This is a genomic window from Acidobacteriota bacterium (assembly GCA_018268895.1).
In the GTDB taxonomy this organism is placed as follows: Bacteria; Acidobacteriota; Terriglobia; order Terriglobales; family Acidobacteriaceae; genus Edaphobacter.
Window position 1 is genome coordinate 90,169 of record JAFDVP010000007.1, and the last position, 17,564, is coordinate 107,732.

A 17,564-nucleotide genomic window follows, 5' to 3' on the forward strand; every position below is an offset into this window, starting at 1 on the left:
GAATCGACCGCGGGTAGTACAGATGAAGAGGGATGAAAACGGAACAACCACCCAACTTGTCATCCTGAGCGTAGTCCTTGCGAAGCAAGGACGCAGTCGAAGGGCCTGCATTTTTTCACCTGCGGATTCGTTGCTGTGAGAGTGAAAATACAGGTCCTTCCCATTCGACTTCGCTAGGGCAGGCTCTCCGCTACGCTCCGCTTCAGTCCGGCTCCGCGATCGCGTCGTACTCAATCCCGGAGACGGCCGGGGCCAGCACCCACAGCGTGTAGATTCCCAGCGCCGTTCCCATCACCGGCTTGAACAGCACCAGCACCGCCGCGACGACCGCCAGTACGCGGCCCCACGTTCTGCGCGCCAACAGGCTGTAGCCGACCACTGCCGCAAGGACCGAGCCCACAACCAGGAAGGCCATGATCACCGGCATCAAGTGCATCCATGGCGGGCCGAACATGTAACCGTGATGGCCGAACGGAAATCCTCCGCCGCTCCACCGGCGATACATCACCGCGCGCACGAAGAACATCCCGAACAGTCCCATCACCACGCGATACGCCGCGTACACCAGCCACACCGTACCCAGCGTCTGCAGATGCCTCTGCACCCTCGACACCATCATCATCGGCGGAGGGACATACGCATACTGTTGCTGAGGCGCGCCATACGCCGGCGCCGCATATTGAGCTGGCGGAGGAGCCGCCACCTGCGCTCCACAGCGAGCGCAGAACTTTACATCCGGCCCAACCGGGCCACCACATGCCTGACAGACCATCCTGCACCTCCTATCGGTGACTCGGGTCCAACCACTGCTACGCACAAAGCCGACGGACAGTTCCATGCTGCCGGGTGCGGGTGCCCCACATCTCGATTCTGAGATATGGGTTTTGCAGAATGCCCGGATGCCCCATCCTTCGCAGCAGCGAAGGGTGGGATGAACAATGCTCCAGTACCATCCCTTACAGGCGATTACGATAATAGACGTGCATCCTGCCGTCTTAGCCGCGAATATTCCTTCTCCGCTCGCCGAATCTTCTGCCGCCGCGCTGGAGTGGCCGCGCCTGCGCGACTATCTTTCCACGCGCACCTTCAGCCCGCTGGGCAAAGCCTGGGTGCTTGCTCTCGAACCCTCCTCCGACCTTGCATGGATCGAGTCGCAGCAGCAGCGCACCCATGAGATGCGCGCTCTCTATGCCTCCGGCGGCAGCTTCGACTTCCACGGCCTCTTCGACCCCACGCCGCTGCTTGAGAAGGCGCGCATCGAAGGTGCGGCGCTCGAAGCCATCGAGATCCTCTCGCTTGTCACCGTCGCCGAACGCATCGCCGCCTGGCGCAGCCTGCTGCTCGACCAGCCACAGAACTGGGTGCCCCACCTTCGCGAAGCTAAGGTGGGTTCGCAGGATATTCCCGGCACGACCAGCGGCATCGCCGAACTCTCCCTCCCCATCCGCGACTCCGACCTCACTCCTCTGCTGCGGCAGCTTCGCGGTAAGATCGAGCCCGACGGCTCACTCTCCGACGACGCCTCGCCCGAGCTGCGCCGCATCCGCCGCGCCATGGAGCAGCAGCACCGCGCCATCGAAGAGAGCCTGCGCCGCGCGCTCACACGTCTCGCCGCCGAAGGCAGCACGCAGGACGCCGTCATCACCATACGCGGCGACCGCTTTGTCATCCCCGTGCGTTCGGAGCACAAGCGCAAGGTCCCCGGCGTCGTGCACGGCTCTTCCTCGTCAGGGCAGACCGTCTTCGTCGAACCGCTCGAGACCATCGAGCAGAACAACGAGCTCGTTCGCCTGCTCGACGAAGAGCAGTCGGAGATTCACCGCATCCTCGTCGCCATGACGCGCGCGCTCGCTGCCGACGCGCCCACGATTCTCACCGGCTCCGCCATCCTCGCCGAGGTCGAATCGCATGCCGCGCGGGCGCGCTTCGCCAACGACCTCAACTGCGCGCGGCCTGTTTTCACGAACAGCGATCTCGCCCCATCCCACACCTCTTCACACTTGTCATTCCGTAGCGAAGCGGAGGAATCTGCTTCTCTTCAACCAGCCCCCAGCACTCGGGTGCCCCATCCTTCGCAGTCTCACCGCGAAGGATGGGATGAACAAAACCCCGCGCCCGGCTTTGTACATCCCACCCTTCACTTCGTGAAGGATGGGGCACCCAGGCTGAGAACTGACAACGGAGAACAGACAACCACTCCCCACCTCTCGCTCACCAACGCGCGTCATCCGCTGCTCGAGCTCCGCATGATCGCCGAGGCCCGCGCCGCAGGCGAAGAGGCGAAACATCCCGTCCCTCTCACGGTCGAACTGCGGGACGACGCGCGCCAGCTCATCGTCAGCGGCCCCAACACCGGCGGCAAAACTGTCTCGCTCAAGACCATTGGCCTGCTCGCGTTGATGGCGCAGGCAGGCGTTCCCGTCCCCGCTGAGGAGGCCACGCTCCCGCTCTTCACCGGCATCTTCGCCGACATCGGCGACGCGCAGTCGATCGAACGCAACCTGTCGAGCTTCTCCGCGCACGTCGTCAACCTCGGCCGCATCTCGCGCGAGGCCACTTCGTCGTCGCTCGTTCTGCTCGACGAACTCGGCTCCGCCACCGACCCCGAGGAGGGCGCGGCGCTCGCAGTCGCGGTGTCGCAGCATTTTCTTCGCGCGCGCGTCTGGAGCTGCATCACCACGCACCTTACCTCGCTCAAGGTCTACGCCGCCAAAAACGCAGGCGTGCTCAACGCCGCCGTGGGCTTCGACCAGGAGACACTGACGCCGACCTACAAGCTGCGCCTCGGCGTCCCCGGTGCCAGCGCCGGACTCAACATCGCCGCGCGGCTCGGCCTCTCGCCCGCGATTATCTCAGCCGCGCGCTCACAGCTCTCCACGCAAACAGCCGACATCGCCGCCTTCCTCGACCGCCTGCACCAACAGCTTGTCGCCGTCGGCGAAGAACGCGACACGATCAAACAACGCGAGCAGGAGTTACAGAAGGAGCGCATTCGCCTCGACCTCGAAGGCCGCGCCGAGATCAAGCAGCGCACGCGCGAGCTCGAAAAGAAGCTCGACTCGCTGCTCAACGACTTCGAGTACCAGCTTCGCGAAAGCGTCAAAGCCATCGACGACAAGGCCGTCGCGAAGAAGATCCAGCGCGACTCCGCCACCACGCTCGCCCGCGCGCGCCGCGAGTTCGGCCAGCAGTTCAACTCCACCGTCGTCGCCCACATGACGGGCGCCGACAGGAACGACCCCAACGCACAGCCGCACATCGTGCGCAGCGCCGCCGTGGGCGACCTCGTCAAACTCAAATCGCTCGGCCGCCAGGCTCGCGTCGAGCACGTGATCGACGCCAGGACCTTCGAGGTCTCCATCGGCCCCATGAAGATGAAGGTGCCCATCGACGACATCGCTGAAGTCGAACAGGTCAAGGTCGTCACGCCGTTAGAGGCTGCGCGCAAACGCGGCGGCGTCACCGTCTCCACCGTCGAAGACCCCGACTACATGTCGAGCGAGATCAACGTCATCGGACGCACCGCCGACGAGGCCCACGACGAGGTGGCCCGCTTCCTCGACCGCGCCTTCCTCGCCGGACTGCCCCGCATCCGCATCGTGCACGGCACCGGCATGGGCGTCCTGCGCCGCACCCTGCGCGACTACCTGCGCTCGCACCCGCACGTCGCCAACATCACCGAGCCCCCGCAGAACCAGGGCGGACAAGGCGCCACCGAAGTCGAGCTGCGCCAGTGATGCGGCAGTCACCGCACAGCCACACGCCATCGCACAGCCACAACCTTGTCATCCTGAGCGAAGGGTAACGAAGAGCCTGCCCTGAGCGAAGGCGAAGGGAAGGACCTACATGTTCGGGTGCCCCATCCTTCGCAACGCGAAGGATGGGATGAATACCTTCTTACCCGGCACGAGCCAATTCATCCCACCCTTGCCTTTGGCAAGGATGGGGCACCCCGAACATCTTACCCAGGGAGCAGAATGCAGGTCCTTCGACTGCGCGCTACGCCGCTTCGCTCAGGATGAGAATTCAAATAATTAGGAAGAATCTGCATGTTTCGCAGGATGCCAACCGCAGGCTTACACTGTCGGCAATGACACCTCGAACCATCTTCGCCTGCTTCATGCTGGGGGTCGCCACCGTGAGCGCAACCGCCAAAGACAACGCTCCGTTGTCCTCGTCAACGCAGTTGATCGTCGTCACCACGCCCGGCTGGGACTCCGTCGACGGCCACATGCAGCGCTATCAACGCAAATCCGTCCGCGATGCGTGGCAGCCCGTGGGAGACGCCTTCGCCATCGTCGTCGGCAAGCACGGCCTGGGCTGGGGCGCGGGAGTGATGCCGGTCGCCGAACCCGCCTCCGCCGGCCCGGTGAAGAAGGAGGGCGACGGCAAGTCTCCCGCTGGGGTCTTTCTGCTCGGCACCGCATTCGGCGACGCCACCACCGCGCTCGATGGCACAAAGCTCAAATATCTCGAGCTGACGCCTTCGATCGAGTGCGTCGACGATGTGAACTCCGAGCACTACAACCGCCTCGTCGATCGCTCGAAGATCGCCTCCGTCGACTGGAAGAGCTCCGAGCACATGCGCGACACCGGCGAGGCCTACCGTCTGGGTATCGTCGTCGATCACAACAACATCGCAGCGCCGCCTTCGCAAGCGCCAGTGCGCGGCGGGGGCTCGTGCATCTTTCTCCACCTGTGGCAGGGCCCCGGACACGGCACTGCGGGCTGCACCGCGATGGCCCCAGCCAACATGGAGTCGCTGCTGCGATGGCTCGACCTCAGCCGCAAGCCTCTCCTGGTGCAGTTGACCGCGGACGAATATGCGCGCGCGAAGAAGACGTTGAAGCTGCCATAAACAGACACTCCGATTCGGGACACCCAGATGAAGCCTCTCGCCATCCTCATCCTTCTCGCAGTCAACGCCGCCTTCGCGCAGCGTCCTGCTGTGCCCACCGCGCCGGTGCAGCCTCCGCCGCCTCCGCTCAAAGGCTCTCTCGCGGGTCACCCCGCATGGCCCACTGCCAGGCCCGAGGACGTGCGCTCCATCGAAGCCATCGTCAACGCGCTCTACTCTGTCATCTCCGGCCCGAAGGGCCAGCCGCGCGACTGGGACCGCATGCGCTCGCTCTTCCTTCCCGACGGACGCTTGATCCCCTCGCGCGCCGACCGCGAGACGCACCGCGCCGACGCCGTCGTCCTCACCATCGACGGCTACATCGAGCGCGCCGGCCCCCACATGACCGCCGAAGGCTTCTTCGAGCGCGGCATCAACAACCAGGTCCAGCGCTTCGGCAACATCGCCCACGTCTGGAGCACCTACGAGTCGCGCCACAACGCCGACGACGCAATGCCCTTCGCCCGCGGCATCAACAGCATCGAGCTGCTCAAAAGCGGCAGCCGCTACTACATCGTCGAGGTCCTCTGGGACTCCGAGACCCCAGCCGCGCGCATCCCTTCGGAGTACCTGCCGAAGTAAGGCCTTTCGTTTTTGTTTGTCGTTCCGTAATGCAGAGGAATCTGTTTTCCTCCGGCCCGCCCCAAACATTCGAGTACCCCATCCTTCGCGTATCGTGCGAAGGGTGGGATGAACAAAACCAAAGCAGATTCCCATTCGCTTCGCTCAGGACAAGCTCTCCACTACGCTACGGAATGACAAAGGAAAGCGAGCGCCCCGCACTCTGCCGCTCTTCGACCTCTCCACGCAACCGGCCCCACATCTGCTAAAGCACATCGCTCAGCGTTGGGTAATGGCGCGTCCGGTTACGAATTGATGTGACGAAGTGCGGAATCGCGAATGAGTGTGGCGCCATCAATAGATACAATTCGTGTGCCGGGCCTGGCAAAATTCAAACGACCGTGAAAGAGGGATACGTAGTGATGAGCACAACCGCACCTGTTACGCCGGAACGTATTATGCAGTTTGCCTGGGGGTATGTACCGACTCTGGTGATTGAGTCGGCATTGAAGCATCGCGTCTTCGATGTGATCGACGAAGGACCGAAGACGCTGGAAGAGACAGCGGCGGCGACAGGCGCTTCGGAGCGCGGTCTGCGCTCGGTGATGAACGTTCTGGTGGGACTTGGGTTTCTTGCGAAGGAGGGAGAGAAGTATGTCCTGACTCCCGAGAGCGAGACGTTTCTTGTCAGCACGAAGCCCGGCTTTCAGGGAGGCATCTTCAAACACACCAGCGGGCAGTTGCTTCCGAAGTGGTTGCAACTGAACGATGTGGTCGCCACGGGGAGGCCCGCGAAGGCGGTGAACCAGGAGGGCGACGGCAGCGAGTTCTTTCAGGGCTTTGTGAAGGACATCTTCCCGCTGAGCTATCCGGCGGCGACAGTGCTGGGCAAGCACCTTGCCCTGAGCCAGCGCAAGGGCGTGGCGAAGGTGCTGGACCTCGCCGCAGGTTCCGGCGTGTGGGGCATCGGTCTGGCGCAGAGCGCGGACAACGTAACGGTAACCGCGGTCGATTGGGAGGGCGTATTGCCGGCGACGCAGGAGGTCGTGGGACGCTTTCGTCTGGCGAACCGCTTCTCGTTTATCGCGGGCGATCTCCATACGGTGGACTTTGGCGGCGACCATGATGTGGCGACGCTCGGGCACATCCTGCATTCGGAGGGCGAGCGCAAGAGCAGAGCGTTGCTGAAGAAGACGTTTGCCGCGCTGAAGAGCGGAGGAACGATCGCCATCGCGGAGTTTCTCGTGAACGGCGATCGCAAAGGGCCAGTCGGCTCGCTGCTGTTTGCGGCGAACATGCTGGTGAATACGGATGAGGGCGACACGTTCTCGTTCGAGGAGATCGCCGGGTGGCTGAAGGAGGCGGGCTTCAAGGACGCACGTCTGCTGGAGGCGCCGGGGCCTTCGCCGCTGGTGCTGGCAACCAAGCCTTAACTGTATCGGATGTGTGGGAGTTCGGTTCTGTGGCGGGTTGAGGGTGCCTGGGGAGAGAACAATAACAAGAGGCCGCATACAGCGCGGCCTCTTGTTATCCGGGAGAGTGAAGTTTGTGTTTAGAGCAGGGATACGGAGCTGACCTTCAAGGTGTCGCCCTCGACGTCGCCTTCGACGTTGACGCGAAGGTGGTCCTTCTTGCCTGAGGCCTTGAGCTCTTCGGTGATCTTCTTGTTTCCTTCAGCGTCGAACTTGAGGAAGTGTTGGTCGCTGGTGATGATGCCGTAGCCGCTCTTGGCGCACTTGAGGGCGCACTCGCGGGTGTGGGCGTCGGGATCGGCGGCGGCCTTCTTGGAACAACTGACGTCGACGACGGAGACGTCGTGGTAGCTGGCGGCGGAGGCCAGCGCGGGCATGGCGGCCAGACCGGCGAGCGTGAGCAGCGAGACGAGTTTCTTCATGGCGGTTCTCCTTTTGTGTTGCAGAAATATCAGCGATGCGCGGGAATGAGCGGAGTTGCAGGCTCGGCGGCGGGCAGAGCGTGCAGTTCGCGCAGCGCGGTGAGTTGCGAGAGCGCAAAGGCGCCAACGGCGATCTCGATATCGCGCACGGCGAGGTCGTAGAACATGCCGGTGGTGACCAGGTTGACGGCGATGGCGAGCAGCCATGCCATGACAATGTAGCTGCCAATCTTTGTCCAGCGGCTGAGGACGATGATGCCGGCGATGATCTCGACGACGCCGACGGTGTGCATGAAGGTTGCAGTGCTGACGGGGACAACCTTCGTGGCGACGGGGCTCAAATACATCCCCCAGTCGGTGAGCTTATTAAAGTACTTGTCGATGCCGGCGGCGATGGGGCCAACGCCCAGGGCGATCCGGAGCGCCCACCAGCTTCGGTTGAGGTAGGCGTTGGGTTCGGCTGCTGCGGAAGTGCGGGAGTCCATATTCTTCCCTCCGTAGGTATGGAGCGGGTGGGAGCGAATTGGTTACACATTTTGTTGGATGCGGATGGGAGTTGGGTCGTTTTCCTGCTCGTTCTACCGCGATCAGGTGAAAAAACGTCCAGGTGCCCATCCATCATGTAGTGAAGGGTGGGAGTGTAACCGGTTCGGAACCTGCGCTTCATAAGTGCCGTCGATCCCGCCCTTAGCTGCTTTGCATCTAAGGATGGGACACCCGGCACGTGTGGCTCCACTCAGGAGTTGTAACCTTTTACTCCAGACGGACTCTATCGGTGGAGAGACATGGAAACGAGGCAGGAGATGGAGCGGGCGCGTCTGGAGGGCTGGACCGACCAGCGCGTGATCGAGCGGATACGCGCCGGAGACACCGCGCTGTACGAGATCCTTATGCGCCGCTACAACCAGCGGCTGTACCGGGTTGCACGCGCGATCCTGCGCGACGACGCAGAGGCCGAGGACGTGATGCAGGACGCCTATGTGCGCGCGTACCGGCATCTGGACCAGTTTGCGGGTCACTCGTCGTTTGCCACGTGGCTGACGCGCATTGCTATTCACGAGGCGTTGCGCCGCCTGCCGAAACGCAGACGGACGGTGCCGATCGAAGAGATGGAGTTCAGTGCAGAGGGTTCTATGACGATGGTGGAGACTTCGCCCGATCCGGAGCAGAGAGCGTCCGCGGGAGAGCTTGGCAGGCTGCTGGAGGAGACCGTCCTCGACCTGCCCGACCAGTACCGCAGCGTGATCATGCTGCGCGATGTAGAGGAGATGAGTACGGCGGAGACAGCGGAGGCGCTGGATCTGACCGAAGAGAACGTAAAAGTCCGCCTGCATCGCGGACACGCCATGATGCGCGAGCGCCTGTGCGCGCGCGTGGGAGGCCAGGGGAAGAACGCGTTTCCGTTTATGGGAGCGCGGTGCGATCGCGTGGTGATGCGTGTGCTGGAGCGGCTGGATGCGGAGATGTAGACAATGGCCCTCCCACCCTTTGCTGTGAAGTCCCTAAGGTTGAAGGTGCCGGCTTGAGCGTTACCTCTGGTTCAATCACTTCTTCTTGAGAACTTGAGGCGGAAAACGCATTGGTTGATGCAGTGCGGTTCCTAAATATCCTGCCGCTTACCTGCGGCGGAAGCGCTGGCGAATCGCCTGCGCGCGGTCAGTGGGGTTTGGCGGCGGCGGCGGAGCTTCGCCCTCGGGATAGAGGACGACGAAGCGGCGCGGGCCTTCGCCGGACGAGGCGGTGGGAAGTCCGGAGGGCGCGAGCGCGAGGTGCAGAAGGCGGCGCTCACGCGAGCTCATCGGCGCGAAGCTGAAGGGCTCGCCGGTACGGCGGACGCGGTCGATGGCGGCCTCGGCGGCGAGGCCCAGTTCCTGGTGGCGCAGCAGCTTGTAGTTGTCGGCGTCAAAGGAGATGCGGTCGTGCTCGTCGTGTTCGTAGCGAAGAATTTTGGCGGCGACGTGCTCGAGCGCGAGCAGCAGCTCTCCATTGCGGGCCAGCAGTTGGGAGACGTCGGGGCCGGAGAGATCGACACAAATATCGGCAGAGTTGGAGGCGGAATCGGAGGCAGGAGCGGCTTCACCGGCTGAGGAGCTGGTGTTGGGTTGCACTTGGCCGTTGCAGGCAAGGATGTTGAACTTCAAGTTCAGACGACCTGGGGAGGTGATGGTCTGGAGGAAGTCAGCTACCTTTTTCTTTTTTACTTCCAGGTCTTCCATTGGTACTTGTCCAGTATACGGAATTTCGAGGGCACAGGTTCACGGAGGGATGCAACTTGAGACGCAGAACCGCACCGGAAAGATGCAGGAATGTGACAGTATACGGAATGTCTACAAGCATCTACTCCTGCGAGGCCCGCTTTCGTGGTCGCGGCGCGGCGTCGAGGGCGCGGGAAGGCGGACTCCGGGCCGCTCTCAGAGTTCAGCTCTTCAGCAACCGCGCGGGATTTCCGGCCACTGTCGCACCCGCGGCCACATCGCGCGTCACTACGCTGCCTGCGCCGACGATCGCGTCATCGCCGATCGTCACTCCCGGCAGAATGATCGCGCCGCCGCCGATCCAGACATTCTTTCCAATCGCGACAGGCTTGCCGTTCTCCAGGCCTGACAGCCGCACGTTGTAGTCGCGCGGATGGTCCGCCGCGTAGATCTGCACCCCCGGCCCTATCTGCGTGCCGTCGCCGATGTGCACCGGAGTTACATCCAGCACAACGCAGTTGAAGTTCATAAACACGCCGCGGCCAACATGAATGTTGTAGCCATAGTCGCAGAAGAACGGTGAGCGAATCTCCACGCCCTCGCCCATCGAGCCCAGCAGGCCCTCAAACAACCCGCGTCGCTGCGCCGCCTCGCCCGCGGCATTCAGCTTCAGCAGAGCGGCCTGCGTACGCGCGCGTTCTTCCGTAAGCGCAGGGTCGGTGGCGATATAAAGCTCGCCGCGAATCATCTTCTGCTTTTCCGTCAATTGCTCTGAGTTCCTCATCCTCACATCATGCCAGAGTTGGCCGTTGTTGCATCGCGCTCGAGGCCTCGCATCCCGCATGATGCCCGAGACCTTTTCATCCTCGCATTAACTGAAGCCAACGTTATCTTCGCCAAAGGAGCAGTTCGTCCCTCAGCGCCAACGACCCGCAACATGCCAGCCTGGGCCAAAGGCCCAGGTTGACAATCTCACGGAAGCAAAGCGCCGAAGGCGCGACACAAATCCAGCGCCTACAAATCCTGCCGCGCCGTCACCACCATGCCAACGCCGATCAGTGTCAACGACGCAACGAAGAACCACGCAATCGGAGCAAGCGCATAGGTCGATTCCCACAGCATTGTCGCGCGGTTGAGATAGCTGGGCAGCAGCCCGCTCATAAAGTCAGCCACATGCAGATGGTATGGGGCCAGCCGCGGATGCCGCGATCCCGCCAGGTAGAAGATATAAACAATGTAGGCCACCGCCAGCGAGACGTACTCGCTGCTGAGAATCACCGACGACAGGAACGAGATGGCGAACGTAAAAGCTCCGCCCGCGGCCCACAGCGGAACGAAGCGTATGCCATACGCGAGCGGCAGCTCCTGATGCACCATGGCTGAACCCGCCGTCACCGCGAACGCCGGGATCAAAGAAAGCGCGGCGATCTGCAGCAGCCCCACTCCGGCCCGCGACAGCACAAGACTCGCGCGGCCCACCGGAAGCGCCAGCGTAAAGCCCAGTGTGCCCTGCTTCCTGTCGCGCTGCAATCCGCCCAGCCCAAGCAGAAGACACGTCAATTGAAAGATGCCGCGCGTCGCGCCTCCAAACACCGTCCAGTGAATGTACTGCGTGTAGTTATGCACGCGGGGCCCGGCCGGATACAGTCTGCTTTCCAGCAGCGTATACACCAGGCACATGCCTGCAATCAGCAGAGCGCTTAGAAAGAAACGGACCCGGCTTTCGCGCCACGCCTTGTACCAAAGCATCTGTAGCTCTCCTAAAACTCCCGGGGTTGTACGCTGCGCGAGGCGAGCTCCACAAACACGAGCCCTGTGACAACAATTGTCGCGAGCGCAGGCCAGGGCATCGGCCCTGTCAGCACGTGTTGTGCCTCGTTGAAGAAAGGCATTTCGTCGCCGTTGATGAGGTCGAAGATGTCCAACATGCGAAACCGCGCCAGCCACGGCAGATGCAGAAGCACGCCGTAGAGCATCAGCGATGGAATCGCCACCAGCACGGCGATATAGTCGCCCTCGATGCGATGCGCCAGCAGAAACGTAAACCCATAGAACACCGCCCCCACTCCAGCCCACAACAGCGCAAACCTCAGCGTCTGTTCCAGCGGATACATCTGCCCCTGCCAGCGCGACACCAGCGGCAGAAGCAACGCAGGCACCAGTGCAATCGCAATCACACCGCAGTAACCAATCAGCGCGCGGCTGAAGACAATGTCTCTTCTGCTCGCCGGAAGCGCCAGCGTAAAGCCCGACGTGCCATGCGCCTTCTCCTGCAACAGCCCGCCGCTGCCCAGAATCACCGAGAGAATCAGAAACAGGTCGCGCCCGATGCTGCTGTAAACCGACTTCCAGATATAGTGCGCATACGTCATCGGAGCGTCGGCGTGGTCGCGCATCGTCTGCTGGTAGTAGACGATCGCCACGCACGCCACCGCCATCGCGGCCATACCGCACAGTACTGTGGTCCGCGTCTCGCGCCATGACTTATACCAGAGCATCTTCGCGCTCCCGATGCCTCTGCTGGTCCTGCCGGTTGCGGTCCTGCACCGTCTCCAGAAAGATCTCCCTCAGGCTGATCGGCGCGACATCCACCGACACCGCTCCGCGCTCCCTCGCGTGCTGGGCAATCGCATCCGCATTGCTGCTCGCAAGAATCGCGATCTGTCTTCCGTCGCTGCGCATGGTCTCGATCCCGCGCAGCGCCTCCAGCTTCGGCGCGGCTGTCGTAAACCCCAGCGAGATGCGGCGATAGTTCTCGCGTATCTGTTCGAGCGGCATGTCGAGAACGGCGCCGCCGCGGTCGATCATCAGGATGTCGTCCGCAATCCGCTCGACCTCTGAGAGCTGGTGCGACGAGAAGAAGACCGTCGTGCCATTCATCGGCGCACGCACCAGCGTCTGCAGCAGCTCTTCGATCGACACCGGATCCAGCCCCTCCGTCGGCTCATCCAGAATCAGCAGCGCGGGCCGCCGGGCCAGCGCCAGCAGCAACGCCAGCTTCGTCCGCATCCCCTTCGACAAAGCCTTCACCTTGCGGTCCGGCGGCAGACGATACTCCGCCAGCAGCTTCTTCTCCACGTCATGCTGCCAGTCCGTGTAGAACGAGCGCGTAAACCGGATCAGTTGCGCCACTGTCATGTAGCCGTACAGCCCTTTGTCCTCGCCGACGTAAGCGATCCTGCGCCGTATCTCGATGCTTTGTTTCGCGTCGTCGATGCGCAGCCCCAGCACCGTGCCGCTTCCCGAAGTCGGCCGGATCATCCCCAGCAGCATCTTGATCGTCGAGCTCTTGCCCGCGCCGTTGCGTCCCAGGAAGCCCGTGATCCGCTCCGCGCGCACGCTGCAGCTCAAGCGATCGACGGCGCGAAACCCGCCGTACTCCTTCGTCAGCTCCGCGGTCTGTATGATGCGCTCCGCAATCATGATCTCCTCACAGTCTGCTTCGTCTGCATCAGCTGCGATTCGAACAGCCGCCGAATCTCATCCTGTGCGAAGCCATCGCCGCGAAGCTCCTCCACCACATCGCGAACCTTGCCTTGAGCCTCCACCAGCTTGGCCGCCCGCGATCTCGCACCCCGCGGCGCCGAGATAAACGCGCCCGACCCATGACGAAGCTCCAGCAGCCCCTCATGCTCCAGCTCCGTGTAGGCCTTGGCCACTGTGTTGTGGCTGATCACCAACTCCTCGGCCAGCGTGCGAATGCCCGGCATCTGGTCGCCGTCCTGCAGAACGCCGGTCTCCACCGCATGTCGCACCTGCTCCATCAACTGCAAATACAAGGGATGCCCTGAAGACGAGTTCAATCGAAAGATCATGGAGATGACTGTACCATAGTCATGGTACACATGTGCAATTAAGTTTTGAATTTTTGGCACGCGGCCGCGTGCCCCACCCTTCACGAGAGGGAAGGGTGGGATGAACCCTGCGGCGATCCCGAAGCCCTACCTGCCTGCGCCTGAGCCTTCTCACCGCCGCGCGCGTGCATCGTCGACCAGCCCTTGTCCATCCCCGCCCTGACGTCGTCCGGAATGAAACCGAGTACAGCGTGTTTGAAGGCGACGAGCATTCGTCGCCTCCCCCAATGAGTCGCGTACCGGTTACGACGGCTGTAGTACGGAGCGCTCGTCGGCGCTCGGGCCCCAGCTTGTCGGCACGGGAACATCGAGCAGCCGCAGGTAAACCGCGAACTGGCCGCGGTGCTGATACCAATGATTGAGCATGATGTTGCGCAGGAAAGCGCCGCGCGGCATGGCTGCAATCTCCTTCTCGCCGTCGACGATGCGCCAGGTTGCGTTCATCGCGGCATCGTCGAAGCCCGGCAACACCTCGCGAACCGTCGCAATGCTCTGGTCGAAGGCTTCGAGGATGCTCTGCACTGTTTCTGGCTGCGGAAACTGGAAACCGGGCGGGGGGATCACGTCCTTCTCGGCGCCACGGACGACGCCCCCGGGTACGAAGGCAAGGTGGTAGGCCAGTTGACCGGCGGTCATCGATTTGGCGTGGGGCTTCCAGGTGAGTTTGCCTTCGGGAAGCCGTTCGAGGAACTTCCGTGTGATCGGCGCCTGAACTTCAAACTCTGCGAGCAACGACTGTGCAATGGACATAGTTTTCCTTTCGCATCTCTGGATGCGGGTTGATGGAGTGAAATCGATTGAGACCGTCCCGGCAGTGAAGATCAACGACTGGGTGCCCCATCCTTCGCGGCTGCGAAGGATGGGATGAGCCCTGCCGATGGCGACAAGCCGAAACCTATTTACCGGATGCCTCGGCCTTCTCACGAACACGCGCGTGCATTGCAGACCAGCCCTTGTCCATCCCCGCCCTGACGTCTGCCGGGATGAAGCCGAGTGCCGTGTGTTTGAAGGAGATCAGCGTGCCGCCATCGACTTCGGTCAGCCGGTACTGCACGTTCGACACCATGGGGAACGACGCGAACAACGGCCCGGAAAACTCCAGCAGCGAGGGTCGCTTGATCGCCTGAACGTTCGCCCAGAAGTGTCCGTTGCCTTCGCCCAGGTCGCGATACCATCTTCCTCCTGGCCACGCTTCGATCTTCATGTTGAGAGACTTGCCGTCGGGCGTCTCGTTGTCCGGCCCCAACTGTTCCAGCAGAGCGGCAAAGGTTATATCCATCGGTGCCTGCACATGGATCTCCTGTTTGATCGTGACCGTCAGGTCTTCGAGAGTCTGTTCGGTAGCAACCATTTCTATTTCTCCTTATGTCTGTTAGCTCTTTGAGTCTGGATCTTTCGGTACTGCAATGTTCACTGCCTGCGCGCTCTGCCGTGTCATCGCCTCGGCGCGCTCTTTTACGCGGTTCAACTGATGCTGCCAGTAACGCTCAAACGTCCCGGCCCATTCGTGCAGCGGGCGGATCGCTTCGGCATTGGTGCGGTACAGCTTCTGCCGGCCCTGGCAGCGCATACGAACCAGCCCTACGTTATGCAGCACACGCAGGTGCTTGGAGACGGAGGGCTGCGGCAGCCCCAGCGCATCCACAATCTCTCCCACCGGCCGCTCGGCTCCGGCAAGGTAGCTCAGAATCTCCCGCCGGCGCGGTTCGGCAACTGCGTTGAATGCGTCCGATGTTGTGCTCGCTCGTGCCATGACCAGAACATTACATTCCTATATAGGAATATGTCAAGCGGAAATCGGGAACGACGCGGAGATACCTATTCGACTTCCTCGAGGGCAGGCGCTCTCGGCCCGCCTTTCGGTCCGCTCGGAACGACATCTCCCGATACATGCTTCGACTTCGCTTTGTGCGGAATGACACGCCTAAGTGCTGGCGATCATGGCGGCGAGCAGGGCGGTGCGGGGGGTGAGGTGTTTGGCCTCGATGTGTTCGTGGGCGGCGTGGGCCCCGGCGCCGATGGCTCCCATGCCGTCGAGCGTGGGGACGCCGAGGGCTGCGGTGAAGTTGCCGTCGGAGCCTCCTCCCGTGGAGGCCTCGTCGACCTCGAAGCCTAGTCCGGCAGCGTGTTTTTTAGCTTGCTTGAAGAGAGCGACGGTGCCAGCCTTGCGCTCCATGGGAGGGCGGTTGATGCCTCCGGTGACGGTAAGTTTGCAGTGCTTGTCGAACGGCTTGAGGGAGGAGAAGAAGCGGTCGACCTTCCTGGCGTCGGAGGCGCGGGCGATGCGGACGTCGACCTCGACGCGTGCCTCGGCGGCGATGACGTTGGAGCGGGTGCCTCCGGAGATGACGCCGCAGTTGACGGTGAGGCCGGACTTCAAGTCGGTGAAGGCGGAGATCTTCTCGATCTGGCGCGCCAGCTCGAGGACGGCGGAGTGGCCGCGCTCGAAGTCGACGCCCGAGTGCGCGCCGATGCCGTTGACGTGGACGTGGTAGTTGCCGATGCCCTTGCGCGCTGTCTTGAGGGCGAGCACCTGGGCGGGTTCGAGGACGAAGACGGCTTGAGATTCTTTCGCCAGCCTCTCGGTGATGGGGCGGGAGACGGGGCTGCCGACCTCTTCTTCGGAGTTGAGCAGGAGGGTGACGGGGCGGAGCAGGGAAAGCTCGCGGAGGACAGAGATGGCGGTGAGCGCCATGACAACTCCGGCCTTCATATCGAGGACTCCGGGGCCGTAGATTTTGCCGCCGGCCTCGAGCCAGGGCATCGACTTGAGGGTGCCCATGGGCCAGACAGTGTCGAGGTGGCCGAGCAGCAGGATGGGCTTCTGCCTGGAGGATTTTGGGCCGAAGCGCAGTTCCCCGAATTTCAGTTCATAGACGTCGCCGAAGCTCTTCTGGCGGTGGCGCTTGACCCGGCCTCCGAGGGCTTCCGCCCATCCGGCAGCGAGTTCCATGGCGGCGTTAACTGCTGCGAGGTCTTCACTTGGGCTTTCGACGAGGACAAGCTCTTTGAGGCGCGAGAGCAGCCAGGGGGACTTCGACTGGGTACGGGCGAAGATGTTTGCGCAGTCCATGCTAAGTATTTATACCTGTTTGATTTATCTAGGTTTATGCGTCGAAGAGAGAACGAAAGTGTGTCTATTTTGCAACACAAAATTCCGTTGACCTGTCTGTAACCTAGTAGCTGGAATTCTAGAGCAGCCGGGTGTCTGCAGCCCAACTTGTTTCTAACGGAGAACCTGTTTCGTGGGACCCGAGCCTCACTTTGAGCGCACAATCCGGTCGGCGGTTGAGTTCAGCGGGGTTGGGCTGCACAGTGGAGCGCCGGTGTCGATGCGGCTGGTTCCGGCTCCCGCGGGTTCGGGCATCGTCTTCCGCAGGATCGATCTGGACAACTTCGAGATTGCGGCGACGGGGCGCAACGTCGCGAAGGTGAGCTATGCGACCAGCCTGATGCGCGGCTCGGTGCTGATCTCGACGACGGAGCATCTGCTTTCGGCGCTGATCGGCTACGGCGTGGACAACGTGATCGTCGAGATCAACAACCTCGAGGTGCCGATCCTCGACGGCAGCGCGCTGCCTTATATTCGTGCGTTCGACGAGACGGGGATCAAGCAACAGCGGCGGCGACGCGAGTACATGCGCATTCTGAAGGCCGTCGAGGTGCGCGATGGCGACAAGTTTATCGGCGTCTACCCGGGCGAGGGGTACGCGATCGATTACACGATCGACTTCCCCGAGCCGATCGGTTATGAGACGTTCCAGGGCGATCTGGCGACGGGCGACTATGCAAGGCTGATTGCACCGGCGCGCACCTTCGGCTTCAAGGAAGACGAGGCGATGCTGAGGAACATGGGGCTGATCCGCGGCGTCTCCGACGAGAGCGCGATCATCCTTTCGCGCAAGGGCGTGGAGAACGGGCCGCTGCGTTTCAGCGATGAGTTCGTCCGCCACAAAGTCCTCGACCTGATCGGCGACCTGGCGCTGGCGGGCCGCCGCATTGAAGGCCGCGTGGTGGCCGAGCGCGCAGGTCATGCGATGCACACGGCGCTGGTTCAGCGGCTGCTGCGCGACCGGTCAGCGTGGGAGCTGGCGCATGGGTACAATCGCCTGCGCGAGCCGGAGCCGGTGCTGGCGCGGCTTCAGCCGGTGACGGCGTAACAA

At 62.4% G+C, this 17,564-nt stretch carries 20 protein-coding genes; 6 read left to right on the forward strand and 14 right to left on the reverse strand.

Features of this window, described 5'->3' with window-relative positions:
• Positions 1-202: 202 nt before the first annotated feature.
• Positions 203-772, reverse strand: coding sequence for a zinc ribbon domain-containing protein (locus JSS95_07930; protein MBS1799738.1), 570 nt, complete (start codon positions 770-772; stop codon positions 203-205).
• Positions 773-2,246: 1,474 nt separating this feature from the next.
• Here JSS95_07930 and JSS95_07935 point away from each other — a divergent pair.
• From JSS95_07935 to JSS95_07950, 4 genes are all read left to right on the forward strand, one after another.
• Positions 2,247-3,737 (forward strand): Smr/MutS family protein, encoded by a 1,491-nt coding sequence (locus tag JSS95_07935; protein MBS1799739.1) that lies wholly within the window; start codon positions 2,247-2,249, stop codon positions 3,735-3,737.
• A gap of 353 nt (positions 3,738-4,090) precedes the next feature.
• Positions 4,091-4,858, forward strand: coding sequence for a hypothetical protein (locus tag JSS95_07940; protein MBS1799740.1), 768 nt, complete (start codon positions 4,091-4,093; stop codon positions 4,856-4,858).
• A gap of 180 nt (positions 4,859-5,038) precedes the next feature.
• A complete protein-coding gene (locus JSS95_07945; protein MBS1799741.1) occupies positions 5,039-5,479 on the forward strand; it encodes a hypothetical protein in 441 nt (146 codons plus the stop codon).
• A 437-nt stretch (positions 5,480-5,916) separates the two neighbouring features.
• Entirely contained in the window at positions 5,917-6,891 is a 975-nt protein-coding gene (locus JSS95_07950; protein MBS1799742.1) for a methyltransferase domain-containing protein, read from the forward strand.
• Positions 6,892-7,010: 119 nt separating this feature from the next.
• Here the strand turns inward: JSS95_07950 and JSS95_07955 are convergent, their stop codons facing one another.
• Positions 7,011-7,352, reverse strand: coding sequence for a hypothetical protein (locus tag JSS95_07955; GenBank protein ID MBS1799743.1), 342 nt, complete (start codon positions 7,350-7,352; stop codon positions 7,011-7,013).
• Positions 7,353-7,381: 29 nt separating this feature from the next.
• The gene (locus JSS95_07960) at positions 7,382-7,837 is read right to left on the reverse strand and encodes a DoxX family membrane protein (protein MBS1799744.1); all 456 of its coding nucleotides are present in this window, start codon (positions 7,835-7,837) and stop codon (positions 7,382-7,384) included.
• Positions 7,838-8,155: 318 nt separating this feature from the next.
• Between JSS95_07960 and JSS95_07965 the strand changes: the two genes are divergently transcribed.
• Positions 8,156-8,821, forward strand: coding sequence for an RNA polymerase sigma factor (locus JSS95_07965; protein ID MBS1799745.1), 666 nt, complete (start codon positions 8,156-8,158; stop codon positions 8,819-8,821).
• Positions 8,822-8,968: 147 nt separating this feature from the next.
• On the opposite strand, the gene JSS95_07970 is transcribed toward JSS95_07965, so the two are convergent.
• The 11 genes from JSS95_07970 to JSS95_08020 form a co-directional block, all read right to left on the reverse strand.
• Positions 8,969-9,568, reverse strand: a complete 600-nt coding sequence (locus tag JSS95_07970; GenBank protein MBS1799746.1) for a single-stranded DNA-binding protein — start codon at positions 9,566-9,568, stop codon at positions 8,969-8,971.
• Between the two features lie 202 nt (positions 9,569-9,770).
• On the reverse strand, positions 9,771-10,331 hold the full coding sequence (locus JSS95_07975; protein ID MBS1799747.1) for a sugar O-acetyltransferase: 561 nt from the start codon (positions 10,329-10,331) through the stop codon (positions 9,771-9,773).
• Between the two features lie 230 nt (positions 10,332-10,561).
• Positions 10,562-11,296: a hypothetical protein gene (locus JSS95_07980; protein MBS1799748.1), complete on the reverse strand. Its 735-nt coding sequence runs from the start codon at positions 11,294-11,296 to the stop codon at positions 10,562-10,564.
• A gap of 11 nt (positions 11,297-11,307) precedes the next feature.
• Positions 11,308-12,045: an ABC transporter permease gene (locus JSS95_07985; GenBank protein MBS1799749.1), complete on the reverse strand. Its 738-nt coding sequence runs from the start codon at positions 12,043-12,045 to the stop codon at positions 11,308-11,310.
• Positions 12,032-12,970 (reverse strand): ABC transporter ATP-binding protein, encoded by a 939-nt coding sequence (locus JSS95_07990; GenBank protein MBS1799750.1) that lies wholly within the window; start codon positions 12,968-12,970, stop codon positions 12,032-12,034. The genes JSS95_07985 and JSS95_07990 overlap by 14 nt, the downstream gene beginning before the upstream one ends.
• Positions 12,967-13,362 carry a GntR family transcriptional regulator gene (locus JSS95_07995; protein MBS1799751.1) on the reverse strand — a complete coding sequence of 132 codons (396 nt, stop codon included), beginning with the start codon at positions 13,360-13,362 and terminating at the stop codon, positions 12,967-12,969. Before JSS95_07995 ends, JSS95_07990 begins: the two co-directional genes overlap by 4 nt.
• Before the next feature lie 80 nt (positions 13,363-13,442).
• A complete protein-coding gene (locus JSS95_08000; protein ID MBS1799752.1) occupies positions 13,443-13,613 on the reverse strand; it encodes a hypothetical protein in 171 nt (56 codons plus the stop codon).
• 31 nt (positions 13,614-13,644) lie between these two features.
• Complete coding sequence (locus tag JSS95_08005; GenBank protein ID MBS1799753.1) at positions 13,645-14,151, reverse strand: DinB family protein; 507 nt, start codon at positions 14,149-14,151, stop codon at positions 13,645-13,647.
• 145 nt (positions 14,152-14,296) lie between these two features.
• Positions 14,297-14,752, reverse strand: coding sequence for an SRPBCC domain-containing protein (locus tag JSS95_08010; protein MBS1799754.1), 456 nt, complete (start codon positions 14,750-14,752; stop codon positions 14,297-14,299).
• Between the two features lie 21 nt (positions 14,753-14,773).
• Positions 14,774-15,154, reverse strand: coding sequence for a winged helix-turn-helix transcriptional regulator (locus JSS95_08015; protein MBS1799755.1), 381 nt, complete (start codon positions 15,152-15,154; stop codon positions 14,774-14,776).
• Positions 15,155-15,325: 171 nt separating this feature from the next.
• Positions 15,326-16,474, reverse strand: a complete 1,149-nt coding sequence (locus JSS95_08020) for a M20 family metallopeptidase (GenBank protein ID MBS1799756.1) — start codon at positions 16,472-16,474, stop codon at positions 15,326-15,328.
• 172 nt (positions 16,475-16,646) lie between these two features.
• Between JSS95_08020 and JSS95_08025 the strand changes: the two genes are divergently transcribed.
• Positions 16,647-17,561, forward strand: coding sequence for a UDP-3-O-acyl-N-acetylglucosamine deacetylase (locus tag JSS95_08025; GenBank protein ID MBS1799757.1), 915 nt, complete (start codon positions 16,647-16,649; stop codon positions 17,559-17,561).
• Positions 17,562-17,564: the final 3 nt, after the last annotated feature.

Excerpts from the sequence above, each read along its gene's own strand:
- JSS95_07930 (MBS1799738.1), bottom strand. The coding sequence starts at position 772 with ATGGTCTGTCAGGCATGTGGTGGCCCGGTTGGGCCGGATGTAAAGTTC.
- JSS95_07935 (MBS1799739.1), top strand. The coding sequence starts at position 2,247 with ATGATCGCCGAGGCCCGCGCCGCAGGCGAAGAGGCGAAACATCCCGTC.
- JSS95_07940 (MBS1799740.1), top strand. The coding sequence starts at position 4,091 with ATGACACCTCGAACCATCTTCGCCTGCTTCATGCTGGGGGTCGCCACC.
- JSS95_07950 (MBS1799742.1), top strand. The coding sequence starts at position 5,917 with ATGCAGTTTGCCTGGGGGTATGTACCGACTCTGGTGATTGAGTCGGCA.
- JSS95_07955 (MBS1799743.1), bottom strand. The coding sequence starts at position 7,352 with ATGAAGAAACTCGTCTCGCTGCTCACGCTCGCCGGTCTGGCCGCCATG.
- JSS95_07960 (MBS1799744.1), bottom strand. The coding sequence starts at position 7,837 with ATGGACTCCCGCACTTCCGCAGCAGCCGAACCCAACGCCTACCTCAAC.
- JSS95_07965 (MBS1799745.1), top strand. The coding sequence starts at position 8,156 with ATGGAGCGGGCGCGTCTGGAGGGCTGGACCGACCAGCGCGTGATCGAG.
- JSS95_07970 (MBS1799746.1), bottom strand. The coding sequence starts at position 9,568 with ATGGAAGACCTGGAAGTAAAAAAGAAAAAGGTAGCTGACTTCCTCCAG.
- JSS95_07975 (MBS1799747.1), bottom strand. The coding sequence starts at position 10,331 with ATGAGGAACTCAGAGCAATTGACGGAAAAGCAGAAGATGATTCGCGGC.
- JSS95_07980 (MBS1799748.1), bottom strand. The coding sequence starts at position 11,296 with ATGCTTTGGTACAAGGCGTGGCGCGAAAGCCGGGTCCGTTTCTTTCTA.
- JSS95_07985 (MBS1799749.1), bottom strand. The coding sequence starts at position 12,045 with ATGCTCTGGTATAAGTCATGGCGCGAGACGCGGACCACAGTACTGTGC.
- JSS95_07990 (MBS1799750.1), bottom strand. The coding sequence starts at position 12,970 with ATGATTGCGGAGCGCATCATACAGACCGCGGAGCTGACGAAGGAGTAC.
- JSS95_07995 (MBS1799751.1), bottom strand. The coding sequence starts at position 13,362 with ATGATCTTTCGATTGAACTCGTCTTCAGGGCATCCCTTGTATTTGCAG.
- JSS95_08000 (MBS1799752.1), bottom strand. The coding sequence starts at position 13,613 with ATGCTCGTCGCCTTCAAACACGCTGTACTCGGTTTCATTCCGGACGAC.
- JSS95_08005 (MBS1799753.1), bottom strand. The coding sequence starts at position 14,151 with ATGTCCATTGCACAGTCGTTGCTCGCAGAGTTTGAAGTTCAGGCGCCG.
- JSS95_08010 (MBS1799754.1), bottom strand. The coding sequence starts at position 14,752 with ATGGTTGCTACCGAACAGACTCTCGAAGACCTGACGGTCACGATCAAA.
- JSS95_08015 (MBS1799755.1), bottom strand. The coding sequence starts at position 15,154 with ATGGCACGAGCGAGCACAACATCGGACGCATTCAACGCAGTTGCCGAA.
- JSS95_08020 (MBS1799756.1), bottom strand. The coding sequence starts at position 16,474 with ATGGACTGCGCAAACATCTTCGCCCGTACCCAGTCGAAGTCCCCCTGG.